Source organism: Variovorax sp. 54, from assembly GCF_002754375.1.
In the GTDB taxonomy this organism is placed as follows: Bacteria; Pseudomonadota; Gammaproteobacteria; order Burkholderiales; family Burkholderiaceae_C; genus Variovorax.
Genome location: NZ_PEFF01000001.1, coordinates 539,278 through 559,861, shown reverse-complemented (window position 1 = coordinate 559,861; position 20,584 = coordinate 539,278). Strand labels below are relative to the sequence as shown.

The window sequence follows — 20,584 nt, the reverse complement described above, 5'->3', positions numbered from 1 at the left end:
GTCAGCCTTTGCGCAGCCAGCTGCCGAGCGCGCCGAGCAGCCCGCCGCGGTTTGCCTGCGCGGCCGTGCCGGCGGCCAGGTCGGCGAGGTCCGGGGGCACGCCGTGCGGCGCGGCGTGCACCGAGGAGGCGATCTGCCCGAGGTTCTCGAACAGGTAGCGGCGCGGTTCCACGCGGTGCCCCAGCGTCTGCGCCGCCTGCTGCACGGCGCGCAGCACCAGCAGCGAGTCGCCGCCGAGGTCGAAGAAGTTGTCGCTGGCGCGGATCTCGTCGACATCGATGCCGATCACGTCGGCCCAGATCTGGGCCAGCTGCGCGTGCTCGGGGCTGAGCAGGCCCTGCTTCGCCTCGCGCACGTCGCTGCCGGGGGCTTCGGCCGGCGCACGTTTGTCCACCTCGTCGGCCGCCAGCTTGCGCAGGTAGAGCGCGCTGGCCGAGCCTTCGGCGCGGGCGATCTCCGCGAGCGTGGCCCCGGGGTGCTCGGCGACGCGGGCCAGCACTTCGAGGTAGCGCTCGCGCAGCTGGGCGCCGGTCTCGCGCAGGTACACGTCGGCGTTGTAGAGCAGCGCGCCTTCCAGGCCGTGCGGCTTGTCCATCAGCCACACGCCGATGTCGTCGGTGGCGCCGTGCTGCATCACGTGCACCTGGCGGGTCTGCAGGCTGCCGACGGTGCGCGCGCGTTCGCGGGCGTCCTGGAACGAGAACATCGCCTGGTAGGGCCCGGACGCCTTGATCTGCCCCGCGTAGCCGGGCTCGGCCATCAGGCGCTCGAACGGCACCTGCTGGTGGTTCATCATCGACAGCAGCTCCTGCTTCACATAGCGCATGAAGTCGGGCAGCGGCAGCGCCATGTCGACCGCGAGCGAGACCGGCAGCACGTTGCTGAAGAAGCCCATGACGTCTTCCGTCTCGGCCTGCTGGCGCCCGCGCACCGGGTTCGCGATGACGATGGCGCCGTTGCCGGTTGCCTGGGCCATGGTCAGCGCGTAGATGCCGAAGGTCAGCATGCTGAGCGTCACGTCCATGTCGCGCGCGATCTCGCGCAGCCGCTGCGTGCTCTGCAGGTCGATGTGGATCCAGTGCGCGCCGCCCTGGCCGCTCTTGCCCGCGCGGCGCGGCATGTCGGTCCGGGGCGGCCGCACGGCCTTGGCGCCGGCGAGCCGGCCGCGCCAGAACGCGAGCTGCTCTTCGCAGGCGGGCTCGGTCAGCCAGGTGTCCAGCCACTCGGCATAGTCGCCGTGGGTGGTAGCGAGCGCGGGCAGGTTGTGGGGACGGCCGCGTTCGGCGGCGTCGTAGAACGCGCCCAGCTCGCGCTGCATCAGGTCGAAGGACCAGCCGTCCCAGATCAGGTGGTGCGGCACGAACAGGAAGACGTGCTCGTGGTCGTCGAGCTGGAACAGGGTCGCGCGCATCATCGGCGCGCGGTGGATGTCGATCGGCCGGTCGGACAGCTCCTGCATCTGCTCGGTCAGCTCGGCCTCGCGCTGGTCTGCCGGCAGGCCGCGCAGGTCGACCAGCGGCAGGGTGAATTCGACGGACTCTTCGATCGACTGGATCGGTCGGCCGCTGTCCTCGTCGAAGCCGATGCACGTGCGCAGCGAAGGCTGGCGGCGGATCATTTCGCGCAGCGCGCTCTCGAAGCGCGCCGCGTCGAGCTTGCCGGTGAGCCGCTGCGCCGAGGGCGCGTTGTAGACCGAACGGCCCGTGTACAGCTGCTCCATGAAGCGGATGCGTTCCTGCGAAGGCGTGAGCGGCGCGCTGCGGCGATCGGGGTGGCAGGCAATCGGCGCCTGCAGGCCGACGCCCGCGCCCTGCAGCGTCTCGATGGCCGCGGCCAGCTTCTCGGCGGTGGGCGACTCGAACAGCGCGCGCAGCGGCAGCGTGACCTGGAACTCGCGGCTCAGCAGCGTGGTGAGCCGCGCGGCCAGCAGCGAGTGGCCGCCCATGGTGAAGAAGTTGTCGTGCATGTCCAGGCCCGGCAGGCTCAGCACCTTCTCCATGACCGCGAGCACCTTGCGCTCGTGGGCGTTGCGCGGAGCGGCGCCGCGCCGCACCTCGTCGCGCGCCACCGCCTGCGGCGGCGGCAGCGAGACGCGGTCGACCTTGCCGTTCGGCAGCGTGGGCAGGGCGTCGAGCGTCACCACGTGCTGCGGCAGCATGAAGGCCGGCAGGTGCTTGCGCAGGTGCACCATCAGCGCATCGAGGTCGAAGCCGGCGCCCGGGACCCGCGCGAGGTAGGCCACCAGGCGCACGTCGCCGGGGGTGTCCTCGCGGGCCACGACCACGCTGCGCGAGACGCCGGCCACTTCGCAGCAGCGCACCTCGATCTCGCCGGGCTCGATGCGGTAGCCGCGCACCTTGACCTGGAAGTCGAGCCGGCCGAGGTGGTCGAGCAGCCCGTCGTTGCGCCAGCGGCCGCGGTCGCCGGTGCGGTAGACCTTCTTCGTGGCGCCGAAGATGCGCACCGTGACGAAGCGCTCGGCCGTCAGCGCGGGGCGGTCGAGGTAGCCCAGCGTGACGCCTTCGCCCGCGATGCAGATTTCGCCGGGCACGCCGATCGGGCAGGGCTGCAGGCCGGCATCGAGGATCCAGATCTCGGTGTTGTCGACGGGCCGGCCGATCGACACGCCGCGCGACGCAATCTCTTCGGGGCGGACATGCCAGGCCGAGGAATACACCGTCGTCTCGGTCGGGCCGTAGCCGTTCCACAGCCCTTCCATGCGCTCGCACAGTGCCAGTGCCATGCTCGGGCGCAGCGCTTCGCCGCCGGCCCAGCCGCGAAAACCGGGCGCACCGCCGGCCCACTGCGCGTCGAGCAGCAATTGCCACATGCCGGGCGTGGCCTGCAGCAGCGTGATCTGCTCGTCGTCGAGCGCCTGCGACAGGCGGTTGCCGTCCATGGCGACCTCGCGCTGCACCATCACGATCTCGGCGCCCGCCGCCAGCGGCAGCAGCAGGTCGGGCACGGCCATGTCGAACGACAGCGTCGTGACGGCGGCCACCCGGTCGGCCGGGCCCATGCCCGATTCGCGTTGCATCCACTGCAGCAGGTGCGCCACGCCCCGGTGATGGACGATGACGCCCTTGGGCTGTCCGGTCGAGCCGGAGGTGTAGATCACATAGGCGGCGTCCTCCGGCCCCGGGTCGTCGCTGCTCGGCGGCAGGGCGTCGCCCGACAGCTGGCGCCAGGCCGTGTCGCGATCGATCTCGAAGATCCGTTGCTCGGCGTCGGCGCGCCAGTCGCGCGGCGCCACCGCGATGTCCGACGACGTCAGCATCAGGCCGAGGCCGGCGTCGCTGGCGTAGTGTTCCAGCCGGGCCTGCGGGAAGGCCGGATCGAGCGGCACGTAGGACGCCCCCGCCTTCAGGATGCCCTGCATGGCGACGACCATTTCCAGGCTGCGCTCCAGGCACAGCCCCACGCGCTCGCCGCGGCCCACGCCGCGTGCGCGCAACGCACGCGCCAGGCGGTTGGTCAGCGCATCGAGTTCGCCGTAGCTGCAGCTGCGCGCACCGTCGCGCACCGCCGGGTGGTGGGGCTGCAGCGGCACGCGCGCCACGAAGCCGGCGTGCGCCAGCGGTGCGCCGCGCAGCGGCACGCGCGCGGGCTGCAGTGCCAGCAGCGCACGCGCGGCGCCGGCCGACAGCACCTCGAGCCCGCCGACGGTTTCTTCGGGCTTGTGCGCGGCCGACTGCAGCACGCACTCGAACATGTCGAGCCAACGCTGCACGCTCACGTCGTCGAACAGGTCGGTGTTGTATTGCGCCTCGACCTGCAGGCTGCCGGCGTGCGGGCGCAGGTTCACGAACAGTTCGAAGTTCTCGTAGCGGCGGGCGATGGTGTCCTGCACCACGTCGAGCGTGGTGAAGGCCTGCGCGCTGCTCGCCACGTCGGGGTCGACGTTGAAGCTCACGCTCACCAGCGGCAGCCGGCTCGGGTCGCGCTCGAGCGACAACTGGCTCAGCAGCGCGCCATAGGTCAGGGCCTGGTGATCGAAGGCGTCGAGCACGGCGGTGCTGCATTCGTCCATCAGCGCGTCGAAGCGCGTGGCGGCATGCACGGCAATGCGCAGCGGCAGCAGGTTCACGCAATGGCCGACCAGGCCGGGCACGTCGTGCGCGAGCTGGCCCGAGGTCGGGATGCCGACGACGATGTCTTCCTGGCCCGTGAGGCGGTGCAGCGTCGCGATGAAGCCGCTGAACAGGCCCGTGAACAGGCTGACGCCGGCCTTGGTGCTCGCGGTGCGCACGGCGCCGACCACGCGCCGGTCGAGCAGGCGTTCGGCACGGCGCGAATGGAAGGTGCGGGCGGGTGGGCGGGGGCGGTCCAGCGGCAGGTCGAGCACCGGCTGCGTGGAGCCGGAAAAGCGCGCCAGCCAGTAGTCGATGTGCGCCTGCATGTCGGGGCTCGCGGCGGCGACGGCCTCCTCGGCGGCGAAGTCGGCGAACAGCGGCGCGGCCTTGAGCTTCAGCCCGATGCCGGTTCCCTCGGCATAGAGGTGGCCCAGTTGTTCGGTGATGACCGCCCACGACCAGCCGTCGCAGACCACGTGGTGCGCCGACATCACGAGTTCGTGCTCGGCATCGCCCAGGCGGTACAGCACGGCCCGGAACAGCGGACCGTGTTCGAGCGAGAAGGGCGTGCACACCGCCTCGGCGTGGGCCGCGTGCAGCGCCTGCGCGAGGGCTTCCGGCGCCAGCCCGCCCAGGTCCTGCCGGACCAGGTGGTTGCCGCCGGGAGGGCTGACCAGCATGAAGGCGCCGTCGGGCGAGATCGTGGCGCGCAGCGCCTGGTGGCGTTCGAGCATGCGGTCGGTGGCGCGCGCCATGGCCGGGCCGTCCAGCGCGCCGCGCAATCGCAGCACGACCGACTCGTTGTAGGCCATCGAGGCCTCGGTGCTCATCGAGGCGCCGAGCCAGACTTCGCGTTGCGATTCGGTCGTCGCAATGATGCATTCGACGAGGCCACCGCTCACGGTGGGCTTGAGTGCGGCGTTCATGCTGCAGCCTTTCCGTTGATGAGGCGCTCGCGCGAGGCGGCGTCTTCGGGCACGTACCAGAACGGCTGTCCGTCGCTGTCGCGGGCCAGCACGCTGCCGTCTTCGGCGGGCTTGCGCGCGTCGAAGTGGGTGGGGGCGGGAGCGCGGCGCGGCAGGAAGCCGGATTCCTGCATCTCGGCGACCGACTCCTTGAAGGCGCGCTGGATGAAGGCGATGTCCTCGGCGCTGTGCGCGCTCGTGAGGAAGCACGGGAAGTTGTCCAGGATGTGCACGCCGCGGCTGCGCATCATGGCGAACAGCAGGTCCTGCAGCGGGTGGTCTTCGAGCCAGCTCACGCGCCACAGCGATGCGAAATGACGGATCTCCAGCGGCGCGCCCACCTCCCGGCACCAGCCCGAGAGTTCCGTGGCCATGCCGGTCGTGCTGGCGTTGAGCCCGGCCTGCAGCGCGGGCCCGGCCTGCTTCAGGTGCGTGAGCGAAGCCTTGGCCGCGGCGAGCGCGAGCGGGTGGCGCACGAAGGTGCCGGCGAAGTAGGTGACGCCGACGCCCGGGATCGAGTCGTCGCCGTACTGCCAGGCGCCGCCGTCGAGCGCGTCCATGAACTCGCGCTTGCCGGCGATCACGCCGACCGGAAAACCGCCGCCGATCACCTTGCCGTAGGTGGCGAGGTCGGCGCGCACGCCGAACAGTTCCTGCGCGCCGCCCAGCGCGGTGCGAAAGCCGGTGATGACCTCGTCGAAGATGAGGCAGCAGCCGTTCTTCGCGGTGAGGTCGCGCACGTCGTGCAGGAACTCGCGCGGCTGGAAGTCGGGGCGGCGGCTTTGCACCGGCTCGACCAGCACGGCCGCCAGGTCTGCCGCGTTGTCGCGGATGAAGGCGAGCGCCTCGGGCGTGCCGTAGTCGAGCACGCGGATGTCGCCGAACATGCCGCTCATCACGCCCGGCGCGGCCGAGAGGCCCTTGCCGCCCTTGCCGGCGCGCACCAGCACTTCGTCGAAGGTGCCGTGGTAGGAGCCCGTGAAGGCCACCACCGTGCTGCGCCCGGTGACGGTGCGTGCGATGCGCAGCGCCGCCATCACGGCCTCGGAGCCGGTGTTGCACAGGCCGGCGCGCTCGCTGCCCGTGAGCTCGCAGATGAGGCGGGTCACGTCGGCCGCGAGCGGATGCTGCGGCCCGATCTCGTAGCCCGCATCGAGCTGGGCCCGCACGGCGTCCTGCACGAAATCGGGTTGCCAGCCGAACAGGTTCAGCCCGAAGCCGTTGAGCGCGTCGACGTACTCGTTGCCGTCGAGGTCCCAGAGCCGGGAGCCCTTGGAGCGCTCGATCACGATCTGGTAGGTGATCTCCTTGGTCAGCGGACGGAAGCCGTTGACCACGCGCGGGTCCGCCATGTGGGTGCGGTTCTCTTCGGTGAAGCGCTTGCTCCTTGGCGTGCGTTCGACATAGCGCCGCACGAACGCGGCCAGCCGCGCCTTCTGCCGTGCGCTGGGTTCGGCGGTGCGTTGGGTGTGGATGCGGGCAATGGCGCCGAAGGCCTTGTTGACGTCGTAGCGAAGCGGCGCTTCGGCGGGCGGCTGTTGCGCAGCGGCGGGCACGGCCTCGGCCGCCACGGGCATCGCTGCCGCCACTGGAGCGGCCGCGCCGGACAGGAGCGCGAGCTGCTGGCGCATCAGCTCCATCTGCTGCGCGATCACCTGGTTCAGCAGGCCGGTGGGCTGCCCAAGCCCTTGTGTTGGGGTTGGCATCGACACCTGCACGGCGGATGCCGCAGGCGTGACGGGCGCAACCACCGGCTCGGCTTCGGGCGGCAGGCTCTGCAGCAGGTACGCGGCCAGCGCGTCGAAACTGCGGTAGTTCTCCATCAGCTGCCGGAAGCTCAGCGCGACCTGGAAGCGCTTCTTGATCTGCGTGGCGGCCTGGGTCAGCGTGAGCGAGTCCATCCCGAGCTCGCCGAACGCGGCGTGGCCCTCGGCCTGTGCCATGTCGATGCCCGAGATGTCTTCGAACAGGGCCCGCAATCGCGCGTCGACCGAGGCCGCGCGCGACGCATCGGGCGGCTGGGGAGAAGGCAGGGGCAGGTGAGGCGAGGGCGCTGCAGCGGTCACGATCGGCTCCAATGAAACAGGCGGGGCGGGCAACATCACCGGCGACACCGGCGCGGCGGGTGCGATGTCGACCCACAGGCGCTTGCGTTCGAACGGGTAGGTGGGAAGGCACACGCGCCGGGCGCCGGCGCGCGGTGCGAGCAGCGCGAGGTCGACCTCGGCGCCGCAGGTCCACAGGCGCGCGGCGGCGAGGCGCAGGGTGCGGGTCTCGTCGGCCGGCTCGCCGTGCAGCAGCGACACCGCCGCGACAAGGCCTGGCACGCGGTGCTGGCGCACCAGCGCGGCCAGCGTGTTGCGGGGGCCGACTTCCACGAAGACCGGATGGATGGCCTCGCCCGCCGCGCTTTGCAACGCGGGCGAGAAGCGCACGGTGCCGCGCAGGTGCTGCGCCCAGTAGGCCGGGCTGGTGGCCTGTGCGTCTTCGAGCAGGCGGCCGGTGAACGTGGAGTAGATGGGGATCTGCGGCGCGTGCAGCACCACCTGGCTCACGAGCGCCTCGAAGGGCGCCACCGCGGCGTCCATCATGGCGGAGTGAAAGGCGTGCGATGTCTGCAGCAGCCGGCAGGCGACGCCCTCGGCTTCGAGCGCGGCCTGGAGTTCGGCGATGGCCTCGGACGGGCCGGCGGCCACGCAGGCGCCGGGTGCGTTCTCGGCGGCGAGCGAGACCTGGGGAGAGGCCGTGAGCCGCGGGGCCAGCGCGTCCGCGCCGAGCCGCACCGACAGCATCGTCCCCGCGGGCTGTGCCTGCATGAGCGCGCCGCGGCGGGCAATGAGCCGGGCGGCATCTTCCAGGCGCATCACGCCGGCGATCACGGCCGCGACGAATTCACCGACGCTGTGGCCGATGAGCGCGTGCGGGCGCAGGCCCAGCGACAGCAGCCGCCGTGCGAGCGCGTACTCGAGCGTGAAGAGCGCGGGCTGCGTGACGGCCGTCGGCGCGAGCGCCTGCGGGTCGGCGGCGAACATGCGCTCGCGCAGGTCGAAGTCCAGCGCACCGTCGAAGGCGCGCAGGCAGTTGTCGAAGGCGGCGGCGAAGACCGGGTCGCCCGCGTGCAGCGCACGGCCCATGCCCGGGTACTGCGCACCCTGGCCCGGGAACATCAGCACGGGCTGCGGCGCGCGCTCGGCGACGCGGTCGCTCACGCGCCACGCCGCGTTCTCCGAGCGCAAGGCCTCGATGGCTTGCGCCGCATCGCCGGCCACCACGGCGCGGCGGAAGGCATGGGCCTTGCGACCGACGCACAGGGTGAACGCCGCATCGCCGAGGCAAAGCGCGGGCTGCTCCTCCAGGTGCGTCGCCAACTGCTGCGTCGCGACCGCCAGTGCGGCCTCCGAGCGGGCCGACAGCGCCAGCACATGGACGCCCGGTTGCGTGGTACGCGCCTGCCGCGCCGGCGCTTCCTCGAGCACGACGTGCGCATTGGTGCCCCCGACACCGAACGAGCTGACGCCCGCGCGGCGCGGCAGGTCGGCGCGCGGCCACGGCTGCAGCTGGTTGCTGACGTGGAACGGCGTGCGCGCAAAGTCGATCGCCGGGTTCGGTGCCGTGAAATGCGCGGTGGGCGGAATCAGTTCGTGGTGCAGCGAGAGCGCCGTCTTGATGAGCCCGGCGGCGCCCGCGGCCGTGACCATGTGGCCCACGTTGCTCTTGAGCGAGCCCAGCGTGCAGTAGCCGCGCGCGTCGGTGTGTTCGGCGTACGCGACGGCCAGCGCCTCGACCTCGACCGGGTCGCCCATCGGCGTGGCGGTGCCGTGCGCTTCCACGTAGGAAATGCTGCGTGCGTCCACGTCCGCCGCGGCCAGCGCGGCGCGGATCACCGCGGCCTGGCCGTCCACGCTGGGCGCGGTGAAGCTGGCCTTGGCGCCGCCGTCGTTGTTGACGCAGGCGCTGCGAAGCACGGCATAGATGGTGTCGCCGTCGGCCTGTGCGTCGGACAGCCGCTTGAGCAGCACCACGGCGGCGCCGTCGCTGAACACGGTGCCCTTGGCCTGCGCGTCGAAGCTGCGCGTGTGACCGTCGGGCGAGAGCATCGAGCCCTCGTTGTAGAGGTAGCCGCTGCGGGGCGGGCAAGTGACAGAGGCACCGCCCGCGAGCGCCATGTAGCACTGGCCCGTGCGCAGCGCGTGGAAGGCCTGGGCCACCGCGACCAGCGAGGTCGAGCACGCGGTGTTGACGCTCACGGCCGGCCCGCGCAGGTTGAGCCGGTTGGCCACGCGGGTGGTGATGTAGTCCTTCTCGTTGGCCAGCATCACCTGGAACTCGCCGACGGCCTCCACGAGATCGGGCCGCGAGGCCACATGGCGCTGGAAGTAGGTGGCGTTGTACGTGCCCGCATACACGCCCACCGGACCCGGCGCTTCGTCGGGCACGTAGCCCGCGCGCTCCAGGCACTCCCAGCAGATCTCGAGGAACACGCGATGCTGCGGGTCCATGAGCGCGGCTTCCTTCGGGCCGAGGCCGAAGAAGGCGGCATCGAAGCCCTCGATGCCGTCGATCACGCCGCGCGCCCGCACGTAGGCCGGGTCGCGGCGCAGGGACTCGCTGACGCCGGCGTCCAGGCTCGCGTCGTCGAAGAAGCTGACGGTGTCGCGCCCGGCCACGAGGTTGTCCCAGAACTGCTCCACATCGCCCGCGCCGGGGAAGCGGCCTGCGGTGGCGATGAGGGCGATCGGTTCCGGGGCGTTGGCCGCAGCGCGGGTGGCGTCTTCTCGCACGGGCACAGGCTGCGGCGTTGCGTCGGCCGGCTGCAACTGCGCCGCGATGGCGCCCGGCGTCGGATGGCGGAAGAACAGGTTGGTCGACAGCGGCGGTGCGCCCTCGCGCTGCAGGTCCGCGAGCACCTGCAGCACCAGCAAGGAGCTGCCGCCCAGGTCGAAGAAGTTGTCGTTGCGCCCGGCGGTGTCGATGCCCAGGGCGCGCGCGAAGGCGTCGCACACCTGCTGCTCGCGCGTGTCGCGCGCGGCCTCGAAAGGCTGCGCGAGGTCGGGGCGTTCGCCGGCCGGCTCGGGCAGCGCGTTGCGGTCGAGCTTGCCGTTGGGCGTGACGGGGAGTTGCGCGAGCCAGACCTGCGCCGACGGCAGCATCACCGCGGGCAGGCGGGTCGCCAGGTGCGCGCGCAGCGTGTCCCACGCCAGCTTTTGCGCGCGTGCGACCAGGTAGGCGACCAGGCGCAGCTGGCCGTCGCGACCGGGCCGCGCGACCACCGCGCAGGACTGCACCGCGGGATGCGCAAGGATTGCTGCCTCGACCTCGCCGGTCTCGATGCGGTGGCCGTGGATCTTGACCTGGCCGTCGATGCGGCCGATGAACTCGACGGTGCCGTCAGGCAGCCAGCGGGCGAGGTCGCCGGTGCGGTAGAGCCGCTCGCCGGGCGCTCCGAACGGGTCGGGCACGAAGCGCGCGGCGGTGAGTTCGGGTTGCCCCAGGTACCCGCGGGCCAGGCCGTGTCCGCCGATGCACAGCTCGCCCACGAGTCCGCTGGGCAGCAGGGCCAGCGTCGGGCTCAGCACGCGCAGCACGGTGTCCTTGATCGGGCGCCCGAGCGGCACCGAGCGCAGGCCCGCCGCGACAGCGGCGCGCTCGATGCGATGGGTGGTCGCGAAGGTCGTGCACTCGGTCGGCCCGTAGCCGTTGCTGAGCGTGAGCCCGGGGAGTGCGTCGAGCGCGCGCTGCACATGGGGTACCGACAGCGCCTCGCCGCCGGTGAACAGGTGCGCCAGGCCCGCGAGGTGCTGCGGATCGCCGTCGACCACGGCGTTGAAGAGCGAGGCCGTGAGCCAGGCGGTGTGTACTTCGTGGCGGGCGATGGTGCGTGCGAGGCCGGCACCGGTGGGTACCCGCTCGCCGTGGATCACGCAGCGCCCGCCGTTCAGCAAGGGCCCCCAGACTTCGAGCGTCGAGGCGTCGAAGGCGAGCGGCGCCGCATGCAGCATCGCGCGCCCCGGTGCGAGCGCGATGTAGTCGACATCGACCACCAGCCGCAGGATGGCGCGATGGCTGATCTCGATGCCCTTGGGTACGCCGGTCGAGCCCGAGGTGTACATGAGGTACGCCAGCGATTCGCCGTCGATGGCCGGTGGTGTCCACGGCGCGCGGTCCGTGGGGTCCTCTGGTGCATCGAGCAGCACGGCGGCGCGGTTGGCCGGCACGAGAGGGGCCAGCGCCTCGGTCGTCACGACAAGGGTTGCTCCGGCCTGGTCGAGCATGAGGGCGACCCGATCGGGCGGAAAGTCGGTCGGCACCGGCACGTAGGCCGCACCCGCCTTGAGGATGCCGAGCATGGCGACGATGGCGGCCATCGACCGCTCGAACACCATCCCGACGCTGTCGCCCGCTTGCACGCCCAACTGCTGCAGGCGCCGTGCGAGCCGGTCGCTGCGCGCGTCGAGTTCGCCGTAGCGCATGGTCTCGTCGCCTTCCACCAGCGCCACCGTGTCGGGCGTGGCTGCGGCCCGGCGGCCGAACACGGCAGGCACGGTGAGCGACAGGTCGGGCGCGGCGGGCGGCGTGGTCCACGCGGCGAGCTGGTCGTTGCGGTCGGCGTCGGGCAGGGCGCGGATGCTGTCGAGCGCCGCGTCGGGGCGCGCCAACAGATCGGTGGCGGTGTCGGCGATGGCCGCGAGCAGGCGGGTGGCGCAGGGCGCGTCCATCAGGCGCGCATCGACGTCCAGATGCAGGGAGGCGGGGTGCTCTACCCGGGCTTCGAGCCGCAGGTGCGGCAGGGTGTCGGAGGTGTGGTGCGCGGACCGGCGGTCGAGGTCGAGCTGGGTCAGCCATGCGTTCGCGGTGCTGGACGCCGGCATTGGAAGCGCCGTGCCCAGCCAGTGCGATTGCAGCAGCCGCCAGGCGCCGACGAACAGCGTGTCCGGCAGGTACCCCGTGGCACCCAGCGACGCCAGCCAGTGCTGCGCGAACCCGGCGTCGAGGGCCAACGAGACGCCGAGCCGTTCGCCTGCTGCTGCGCGCGCGGGCGGTGAGGCGAACAGATCGCCCAGCGCGGCCTCCGAAGCCAAGGCGGCCTCCGGTGACGAAGCAATGTGGGATTCCATGCAATTACCCGGCAGCAGACTGTGAATGAAAAATACAATTAATCGCGTCGAAATTATTTCAATTGAATATTTGCCTTGATTTGTCGCGATCCTAGGAACTTGGTGAGGCGCTTGTTCGGGTGTTTCGTTGTTGTTTACATTTGGATATATATATTTCTGAATCGAACTACCTAAACCGTAACGTTTGGGGTACCAAGGTCATGGGGTGGGGATGATTCGCCACCAGATTGCGAAGTCACGACGACACGTCGGTTCGGAAAAATGGCTGTTCTCCTTCGAGATGGCAACGGACTTTGAAGTCTGACTATCAGCACTACTTTCATGAATATGGCGATAATCCGCCAAAAATTGAAGTTCAAGTAAGAGATTTTTCTCAAATTGAAGCAAGCAGAAGGTGTTGGTCTTTCAATGCTTCAGGATCAAATGGGGTAGATATTTTTCCTTGATTGAAGAAATAATTTGTCTTCCAATAAAATATCAATTGGAATTTGAATTTACTGATATTCCATTGAAGTTGAATGGAAAATGTTACTTTCACCCATTTAATTTGTTCGATTTTTGATTCCAATGACCTTCGTAATGGAATTGAATTTCAATTTCAAGGCATTGTTTTTATGAGGCGAAGAGTGGCAGGCAGCGAGGTGTTTTTCCCTCTGTCAGCACGCAAGACGCATGGATGCCCCCGCGACCGCCGTCAACGGAATTCGGACCATCGGTCGCGCCGTGGGTCCCGGCATTGATCCCGGTTCATTTTTTTGTGCCGGCCGGAAGGCCCGAACCGGGCACGCAGATCGGCGCAGCGGGTCCGCCATTTCGTCCGCAATTCGCCGCCGGACCGCGGCCGGGATGCGTTGCGAGGACGGGTTTTCAGGTCGGATGGATCGCTCTTTTTCGACGCCGATGCACGGCCTGGCCCGCCACGCAGCGGCCACCGGCACGTGCCCGCCGCCATCGCTGCGATGAACGCGCTCCACGTCCCGCGTCGGCATCGCGTGGTGTCGGGCAGGCGCTTTGTCACGCTCGCATGCGCGCCAGGGCAGGGCGCATGACTCCCTCACAAAAGTGCGTTCCGCTCATGTGCGAAGGCACGGCGACTTCTAGACTGGCCCTGCCATGAATCGCGGTATGTGATCTTCTCGATGGAGTGTTGAAGGGAAGGGGGGCGATGAATGCCGCAGCGTGTGTTGATCTGGCGCTGGGGCGCCTGAGCGGAGGGCTGCTGTCGGTGCGCACCGACGACGCCTTCCGCCGCGGGCTGCTTGCAGGCGCGTGAAAACGCGCTAGAACGAAGAGATGGAACGAAGGAGTGCAGCCATGGCCACCCAACCCGATCTTCCGTCTCCGATCACGCCCGGCCTGCCGGTCGAGCCCGACGAAGGGCCGGAGCACGCGCCCGACGAGCCCACCGACCCCGAGCCGCCGCCCAGCGCAAGGTGAGAACGACGCCCCTCGCGCCGCGCTAAGCTCGCGCGATGGATGAAGTCGATTGCGCCGTCATCGGTGCTGGCGTGGTGGGTCTGGCCGTGGCGCGCGCATTGGCGCTCGCAGGCCGGGAGGTGCTGGTGCTGGAGTCCGAAGGGGCCATCGGCACGGGAACGAGTTCCCGCAACAGCGAGGTGATCCACGCAGGTATCTATTACCCGCAGGGCTCGTTGAAGGCGACGCTGTGCGTGGAAGGGCGCAACGCTCTCTATACCTACGCGCAGGCGCGCGGCGTGCCGCACCACCGCTGCGGCAAGCTCATCGTGGCGACCTCCGCTGAACAGGTGGGCCAGCTCGACGTGATCCGCGCCAAGGCCGCGGCCAACGGGGTGGACGATCTGGTCCTTCTCACTGCGCAGCAAGCCCTCGCAATGGAGCCGCAGCTGCATTGCGTCGCGGCGCTGCATTCACCGAGCACGGGCATCGTCGACAGCCACGCGCTGATGCTGAGCCTGCTCGGCGACCTCGAGAACGCAGGCGGCATGCTGGCGCTCAAGTCGCCCATCGCGCGTGCCGAACGCGGGGACGGCGCCGTCGTGCTGATCGCCGCCGATGGCACGGCGCTGCGTTGCCGCACGGTGGTCAATGCCGCGGGGCTCGGTGCCCCGGCACTGGCGCGTCGCTTCGAAGGCATGCCGGCATCGGCCGTGCCGCGCGCGCACTTCGCCAAGGGCAACTACTTCACCCTCGCGGGCCGCGCGCCTTTCGGCCGGCTCATCTATCCCGTGCCGGAGCCGGGCGGGCTCGGCGTGCACCTGACGCTGGACCTCGGCGGACAGGCGAAGTTCGGGCCCGACGTGCAATGGGTCGAGAGCGCCGACGATCTCGTGGTCGATCCGGCGCGCGGCGATCGTTTCTACGACGAGGTGCGCAGGTACTGGCCGGCGTTGCCCGACGGTGCGTTGATCCCCGGCTATGCGGGCATGCGTCCGAAGATCTCGGGGCCGGATGAGCCTGCGGCCGACTTCGTGATCGCAGGGCCGGCGTCGCATGGGGTGCCGGGGCTGGTCCATCTCTTCGGCATCGAGTCGCCGGGCCTCACCAGTTGCCTGGCCATCGGACGGCATGTTGCAGGCCTGCTCGCAGAGGCCTGATCACGTGTACTCAGGCACAACTGAGCACATCTGTCGCGCATGAGGGGCTTTCGAGCCTGTAACATGACAGCACGCCATATGCTGGCGTGAAGCCGCCGGCGCGGTGCCGGTGTCATCACGGAGGAAAGATTCCAATGAGTGCATCCAACAATCTTGAAGCAGCAGCCGAAGACATCGCAAGCGACGTGCGCGGCGTGCTGGCCAGCAAGGACCTGGATTCGGTTCCCCACATCAAGGCGCTGCGCCAACGCATCGACACCAAGCTCGCCATCGCGCGCGAGCTGGCTTCCGAAAAGAGCAAGCTGGCCGCCAAGAAGGCGCGCCAGGCGGCCACCGCCACCAACAGCTACGCCCACGACGAACCTTGGCAAGTTGCCGGCGCCGCACTGGCGGTCGGCGTGCTGGTGGGTCTGTTGCTTGGCCGCCGCTGAGCGTCACCGCACCGGCCTGAGCGCACACCGTCGTCCGTTGGTTCGCCGTTGCCACGCGGATGTGGCCGGCGAGGGCGGAGGCGGCGCATGAAACTGCTGTCCCTGTTCGGGCTCGATGCCCGTATCCGCCGGTTGCGCATCGCCGCGGCCGAAGGTGCGCTGGCGGCCGAGGACCGGGTGCAGTTGCTGCGCATGGCCTGGGAGGACGAGAAGCAGCGCCTGAAGTTGACGCTGGTTCTGGTCGTCGCGGTGCTGGGGCTGACCACCGTCGCGGTGGCGCTGCTCTCGATGGCGGTGGTCGTGCATTACTGGGACACGCCGTACCGCGTCACCGCCGCCTGGGTGGTGGCCGCTGTCTGGGTGGTGCTGTGGCTGGCGGCCGTCATCGGCCTGATGCGCAGCCTGAGCAATGCGTCCAACAGCTTCGTTCCGACCTTTCAGGAGTTCGAGCGCGACTGGGCCTGGGTCCAGGACCGCTTCAACCTCGGCAAGGACCCGGAGCAGGACGACGAAGCGCCGCGTCCGCCGCGCCCCGCCACGCGCGAGGAGCTGCTGGCCCGCATGGAGCGTCAACGTGAACGCATCGCCACCCTGCAGGGCGGTCGCGAGACGCAGCCGGCGACAGGCGAGCCCGTCCACGAGTCGGCCGCGGCAACCGCGTTGCGCATTGCACGCGAGCACCCGGTGGCTGCCGGGGTTGTCGCCGCTGCGGCTGTGGCGGTGATTCGCCCGAAGCGGCTGCTGCGCTGGGCCACGGTCATTGCGCCCGTGCTCTGGCGCATGCGCTGAGCACGAAGAACCGGCTCAGGCCTTGCGGCGATCCTGCTGCAGCGCCTGGGCCGTTTCGCGGACCAGCCCGGGGCCGCGATAGATCAGGCCGGTGTAGATCTGCACCACGTCCGCACCCGCGGCGATCTTGGCCTTGGCATCCGCCGCACTCAGGATGCCGCCCACCCCGATGATCGGAAAGTCCTTGCCCAGTGCCGCGCGCAGTTGCGCGATCACCCGGTTGCTGGCTTCGCGCACCGGTGCGCCCGAGAGGCCGCCGGCTTCCTGCGCGTGCGGCAGGCCGGCCACCGCGTCGCGTGCGAGCGTGGTGTTGGTGGCGATCACGCCGTCCATGCCGTGGCGCTGCAGCGTGGCGGCAATCACGGCCACCTGCGCGTCGTCGAGGTCGGGGGCAATCTTCACGAACAGCGGCGCACGCTTGCCGTGGCGCGTGGCCAGTGCTTCGCGTCGCTCGGCCACGGCGCCCAGCAGGGCGTCGAGGGCCTCGTCGCTCTGCAGCGAGCGCAGGTTGGCCGTGTTGGGGCTGGAGATGTTGATCGTCACGTAGTCCGCGTGCGGGTAGACACCGTCCAGGCAGGCCAGGTAGTCGTCAACTGCACGCTCGATCGGCGTGGCGGCGTTCTTGCCGATGTTCAGGCCCAGCAGCATGGGCGACTTGCTGCCGCCCGCCTGCTTGCGGAAGCGCGCCTTCTGCACGTTGGTCAGGAAGGCGTCGAGCCCTTCATTGTTGAAGCCGAGCCGGTTGATCAGCGCGTCGCGCTGCGGCAGGCGGAACATGCGCGGCTTCGGGTTGCCGGGCTGGCCCTTGGGCGTGACCGTGCCGACCTCGACGAAGCCGAAGCCCATGGCCGCGAAGGCGTCGATGCAGCGTGCGTTCTTGTCCAGCCCGGCGGCCAGGCCGACGCGGTTGGGGAAATTCAGGCCCGCGAGCTGGATGGGGTCTTCGACGCGCGCCGCCGCGTAGGCGCAGGCCAACGGCGTGTTCTGGGTGCGGGCCAGCCCGTCGAGGGTGATTTCATGGGCGTGCTCGGGATCGAAACCGAACAGAAAAGGGCGGGCCAGGCCATAGAGCGAAGAGGGCAGCAGCAGGGGCATCGGATAATTCTCGACTTCAATGAGCCAAGGATTCTCCGCGATGACCGCACCCACCTCCCCAAGCCCTCTTTCCCAGGATGAACTCAAGGCCCAGGTCGGCCTTGCCGCGCTGGCCTACGTGGTCAAGGGCGAAATCGTCGGCGTGGGCACCGGCTCCACGGTCAACAAGTTCATCGACGCGCTGGCCACGATCAAGGACGAGATCAAGGGTGCCGTCTCCAGCTCGGTCGCCTCCACCGAGCGCCTGCGCGCGCTGGGCATCCCGGTGTTCGACAGCAACGAGGTGGAAGAACTGGCCGTCTACATCGATGGCGCCGACGAGATCGACCACCGGGGCTACATGGTGAAGGGCGGCGGCGCGGCGCTCACGCGCGAGAAGATCGTCGCGGCGCAGTCCAAGCGCTTCATCTGCATTGCCGACGCCTCCAAGCTGGTCGAGACGCTCGGCGACTTTCCGCTGCCGGTGGAAGTGATCCCGATGGCGGTGCGCCGCGTGATGCGTCAGTTCGCCAGCCTGGGCGGCATCGCCCAGGTGCGCGAGAAAGACGGCCTGCCGCTGGTGACCGACAACGGCCAGCACATCGTCGACGTGACCGGCCTGCGCATCACCGACCCGCGCGCCTTCGAATCCGAAGTGAGCCAATGGCCCGGCGTGGTGACGGTGGGGGTCTTTGCGCACCAGAAGGCCGATGTCTGCCTGCTGGGCACGGCATCCGGCGTGAAGACGATGCAGTTCGCCGGCTGAGCGGCGACGCTGCGAAATGGGGGCCAGGCCCCCATCGTCTTTAGAACTTGATGCCGGCCGGGTTGCTCGGGCCCGGTGCGTTCGAAGGCGGAGCCGGCGCAGGGTTCGGCGGCTGCAGCGGCGTGTCGGCTGCACGGGGCGCAGCCGCCGCCGGTGCTTGCTGCGCGACGAGCGGGCGCGCGGCGGACGGCCGGTAGCCCGCGGGCAGGCTGTTGCTCTTGGGATAGCCGGCCGCATCGAGGTAGCGCGACCATTCCACATCCGAGAAGCCCTTGAGCTGCTGCGACCCGACGGTCAGCAGCGGCAGTGCGTTCTGTCCGCTCAGACGCTGCAGGGCGTCGACGTCCTCGTTGCTCTTGATGGTGCGTTCCTCGAAGGGAATGCCGCGCGTGGTGAGTAGCGTGCGCGCCTCGTTGCAGGGGCCGCAGCTTTCGCCGCTGTACAGCGTGACGGGGTAGCGCTGGGCCACCTGACGCAGTTCGTAGGGAAGCCCGCTGTTGGCCGGTGCATTGATGCCGGCCGGTTGCGGCCCGCCCGTCGGCGCGTTGGTGACGACGGGGGGCTGATCCGAAAACGTGACCTTGCCGTTCTTGTCGACCTGGCGGTAGACCGGCTGCGCCAGCACGCTGGCAGCCGCCGAGAGCAGCACGACGGCCAGGCCGATCAGGCGATGCGAGGAGAGTTTGTAAAAAGTCGGATACATCCTCCCGAGTATCGCAAGCTTCAGCGCCGTATCAAGCGGGCTGGGCCTGAGCCATGCCCTGATGTCGCAGCAGCGCATCAAGCTGCGGCTCGCGGCCGCGGAAGGCCTTGAACGACTCCATGGCGCTGCGGCTGCCGCCAGCCTCGAGGATGGCCTGGCGGTACTTGCGGCCGGTCTCGATGTTCGGCTCGCCGTCGGCGCCCACGGTTTCCTCGAAGGCCGCGTAGGCGTCGGCGCTCAGCACCTCGGCCCACTTGTAGCTGTAGTAGCCGGCCGCATAGCCGCCCGAGAAGATATGGCTGAAGGTGTTCGGCGTGCGGCTGAACGGCGGCGAGGGCATCACGGCCACTTCGGCGCGCACCTGGCCGAGCAGCGCCATCACGGCGCCCGCCGGGGCGGCGGCGGCCTGGTGCTCGGTGTGCAGCAGCATGTCGAACAGCGAGAACTCGATCTGGCGCAGCGTCTGCAGGCCACTCTGGAAGTTCTTGGCGGCGGTCATCTTGTCGAACAGCGCGCGCGGCAGCGGCTCGCCGGTGTCGACATGGGCCGTCATGTGGGTGAGCACGTCCCACTCCCAGCAGAAGTTCTCCATGAACTGGCTCGGCAGTTCGACCGCGTCCCATTCGACGCCGCTGATGCCCGAGACGTCGCGCTCGTTCACCTGGGTGAGCATGTGGTGCAGGCCGTGGCCGAATTCGTGGAAGAGGGTGGTCACGTCGTCGTGCGTGAGCAGCGGCGGCTTGCCGTCGACGCCGCTGGCGAAGTTGCACACCAGCTGCGCGATGGGCGTTTGCAGCACGCCGTCGTCGGGGCGCAGCCAGCGGGCGCGCACGTCGTCCATCCAGGCGCCGCCGCGCTTGGCGGCGCGGGCGGAGGGGTCGAGGTAGAACTGGCCGACCTTCTGGCCGGCCCGCTCGATGCGATAGAACTCGACGCTCGGGTGCCAGGTGGGCGCGCTGTCGCGGCGGATCGACACTTCGAACAGCGTCTCGACGATCTTGAACAGGCCCGCCATCACCTTCGGCGCCGGGAAGTACTGCTTCACCTCCTGCTCGCTGAAGGCGTAGCGCGCTTCCTTGAGCTTTTCGCCGACGTAGGTCCAGTCCCAGGCCTGCGGATCGACGAGGTTCAGCTGCTCGGACGCAAAGGCGCGCAGGTCGGCCAGGTCGCGCTCGCCGTAGGGCTTGGCCTTGGCGGCGAGGTCGCGCAGGAACTTGACGACCTGCTCGGGCGATTCGGCCATCTTGGGCACGACCGAGAGTTCGCCGAAATTCTTGTAGCCCAGCAGCTTCGACTCTTCTTCGCGCAGCGCGAGGATCTCGGTGATAAGCGCGGTGTTGTCGAACTTCGGATCGCCGAGTTCGCTGGCGCGCGTGACATAGGCGCGGTAAAGGGTTTCGCGCAGCGCGCTGCTCTTGGCGAACTGCATCACGGGCAGGTAGCACGGCATCTTGAGCGTGAGCTTGTAGCCTTGCTTGCCTTCGGCCTCGGCGGCGGAACGCGCAGCGCTCACCACGTCTGCGGGCACGCCGTCGAGCTCACCCAGCTGCGCGTAGTGCGCGAAGGCGTCGGTGGCGTCGAGGGCGTTCTCGCTGAACTTCTGGCTCAGCTCGGCCTGGCGTTCCTGGATGTCGGCAAAGCGCTGCTTGGCCTCGCCCTGCAACTCGGCACCGCCGAGCACGAAGTTGCGCACGGCGTTCTTGTGCGCCTGGCGCTGCTCGGGGTTGAGCGTGCCCGGGTCGATGGCCTTGTACTTGGCGTACAGGCGTTCGTCGGAACCCAGGCGGGTCCAGAACGCGGTCACGCGCGGCATGGCCTCGTTGTAGGCGGCACGCAGCTCCGGCGTGTCGGCCACGGCGTTGAGGTGGCCGACGGCGCCCCAGGCGCGGCTGAAACGTTCGGAGGCCACGTCGAGCACCTTGGAGATCGCGATCCAGTCGGCCGGGAATTCGGGTGCCGTCACCGTCTGCAGCGCAGCCTCGGCATCGGCCAGCAGCGTGTCGACCGCGGGCGACACATGCACGGGTTGGATGCGGTCGAACAGCGGGAGGTCGGTGAAGTCGAGGAGGGGGTTGTTCGTCATGGCCATGGA

Annotated in this window: 10 protein-coding genes; 5 read left to right on the top strand and 5 right to left on the bottom strand. The window is 69.5% G+C overall.

What is annotated here, in order from left to right:
• Window position 1 precedes the first annotated feature (1 nt).
• Both CLU95_RS02585 and CLU95_RS02580 read right to left on the bottom strand, forming a co-directional pair.
• Window positions 2-4,999: a non-ribosomal peptide synthetase gene (locus tag CLU95_RS02585; RefSeq protein WP_099790144.1), complete on the bottom strand. Its 4,998-nt coding sequence runs from the start codon at window positions 4,997-4,999 to the stop codon at window positions 2-4.
• A complete protein-coding gene (locus CLU95_RS02580; RefSeq protein WP_099790142.1) occupies window positions 4,996-12,153 on the bottom strand; it encodes a type I polyketide synthase in 7,158 nt (2,385 codons plus the stop codon). Before CLU95_RS02580 ends, CLU95_RS02585 begins: the two co-directional genes overlap by 4 nt.
• Before the next feature lie 1,314 nt (window positions 12,154-13,467).
• On the opposite strand from CLU95_RS02580, the gene CLU95_RS02575 reads away from it, so the two are divergent.
• The 4 genes from CLU95_RS02575 (at window position 13,468) to CLU95_RS02560 (ending at window position 15,949) form a co-directional block, all read left to right on the top strand.
• A complete protein-coding gene (locus CLU95_RS02575; RefSeq protein WP_099790140.1) occupies window positions 13,468-13,590 on the top strand; it encodes a stereocilin in 123 nt (40 codons plus the stop codon).
• 35 nt (window positions 13,591-13,625) lie between these two features.
• On the top strand, window positions 13,626-14,729 hold the full coding sequence (locus tag CLU95_RS02570) for an NAD(P)/FAD-dependent oxidoreductase (protein WP_099790138.1): 1,104 nt from the start codon (window positions 13,626-13,628) through the stop codon (window positions 14,727-14,729).
• A gap of 134 nt (window positions 14,730-14,863) precedes the next feature.
• Complete coding sequence (locus CLU95_RS02565) at window positions 14,864-15,160, top strand: glycine zipper domain-containing protein (RefSeq protein WP_099790136.1); 297 nt, start codon at window positions 14,864-14,866, stop codon at window positions 15,158-15,160.
• 87 nt (window positions 15,161-15,247) lie between these two features.
• Entirely contained in the window at window positions 15,248-15,949 is a 702-nt protein-coding gene (locus CLU95_RS02560; RefSeq protein WP_099790134.1) for a phage holin family protein, read from the top strand.
• A 15-nt stretch (window positions 15,950-15,964) separates the two neighbouring features.
• Here CLU95_RS02560 and CLU95_RS02555 read toward each other — a convergent pair whose 3' ends face one another.
• Window positions 15,965-17,044, bottom strand: coding sequence for a quinone-dependent dihydroorotate dehydrogenase (locus tag CLU95_RS02555; protein ID WP_099790132.1), 1,080 nt, complete (start codon window positions 17,042-17,044; stop codon window positions 15,965-15,967).
• 40 nt (window positions 17,045-17,084) lie between these two features.
• Here CLU95_RS02555 and rpiA point away from each other — a divergent pair, with 40 nt between their 5' ends.
• A complete protein-coding gene (gene rpiA / locus CLU95_RS02550; protein ID WP_099790130.1) occupies window positions 17,085-17,789 on the top strand; it encodes a ribose-5-phosphate isomerase RpiA in 705 nt (234 codons plus the stop codon).
• Between the two features lie 40 nt (window positions 17,790-17,829).
• Here rpiA and CLU95_RS02545 read toward each other — a convergent pair whose 3' ends face one another.
• Window positions 17,830-18,492: a glutaredoxin family protein gene (locus CLU95_RS02545; protein ID WP_099790128.1), complete on the bottom strand. Its 663-nt coding sequence runs from the start codon at window positions 18,490-18,492 to the stop codon at window positions 17,830-17,832.
• 31 nt (window positions 18,493-18,523) lie between these two features.
• A complete protein-coding gene (locus CLU95_RS02540; RefSeq protein ID WP_099790126.1) occupies window positions 18,524-20,581 on the bottom strand; it encodes a M3 family metallopeptidase in 2,058 nt (685 codons plus the stop codon).
• Window positions 20,582-20,584: the final 3 nt, after the last annotated feature.

Bases quoted from the DNA above. Each gene is read 5' to 3' on its own strand.
- CLU95_RS02560 (WP_099790134.1), top strand. From the start codon at position 15,248: ATGAAACTGCTGTCCCTGTTCGGGCTCGATGCCCGTATCCGCCGGTTG.
- CLU95_RS02540 (WP_099790126.1), bottom strand. From the start codon at position 20,581: ATGGCCATGACGAACAACCCCCTCCTCGACTTCACCGACCTCCCGCTG.
- CLU95_RS02585 (WP_099790144.1), bottom strand. From the start codon at position 4,999: ATGAACGCCGCACTCAAGCCCACCGTGAGCGGTGGCCTCGTCGAATGC.
- CLU95_RS02545 (WP_099790128.1), bottom strand. From the start codon at position 18,492: ATGTATCCGACTTTTTACAAACTCTCCTCGCATCGCCTGATCGGCCTG.
- CLU95_RS02580 (WP_099790142.1), bottom strand. From the start codon at position 12,153: ATGGAATCCCACATTGCTTCGTCACCGGAGGCCGCCTTGGCTTCGGAG.
- CLU95_RS02570 (WP_099790138.1), top strand. From the start codon at position 13,626: ATGGATGAAGTCGATTGCGCCGTCATCGGTGCTGGCGTGGTGGGTCTG.
- CLU95_RS02555 (WP_099790132.1), bottom strand. From the start codon at position 17,044: ATGCCCCTGCTGCTGCCCTCTTCGCTCTATGGCCTGGCCCGCCCTTTT.
- rpiA (WP_099790130.1), top strand. From the start codon at position 17,085: ATGACCGCACCCACCTCCCCAAGCCCTCTTTCCCAGGATGAACTCAAG.
- CLU95_RS02565 (WP_099790136.1), top strand. From the start codon at position 14,864: ATGAGTGCATCCAACAATCTTGAAGCAGCAGCCGAAGACATCGCAAGC.
- CLU95_RS02575 (WP_099790140.1), top strand. From the start codon at position 13,468: ATGGCCACCCAACCCGATCTTCCGTCTCCGATCACGCCCGGCCTGCCG.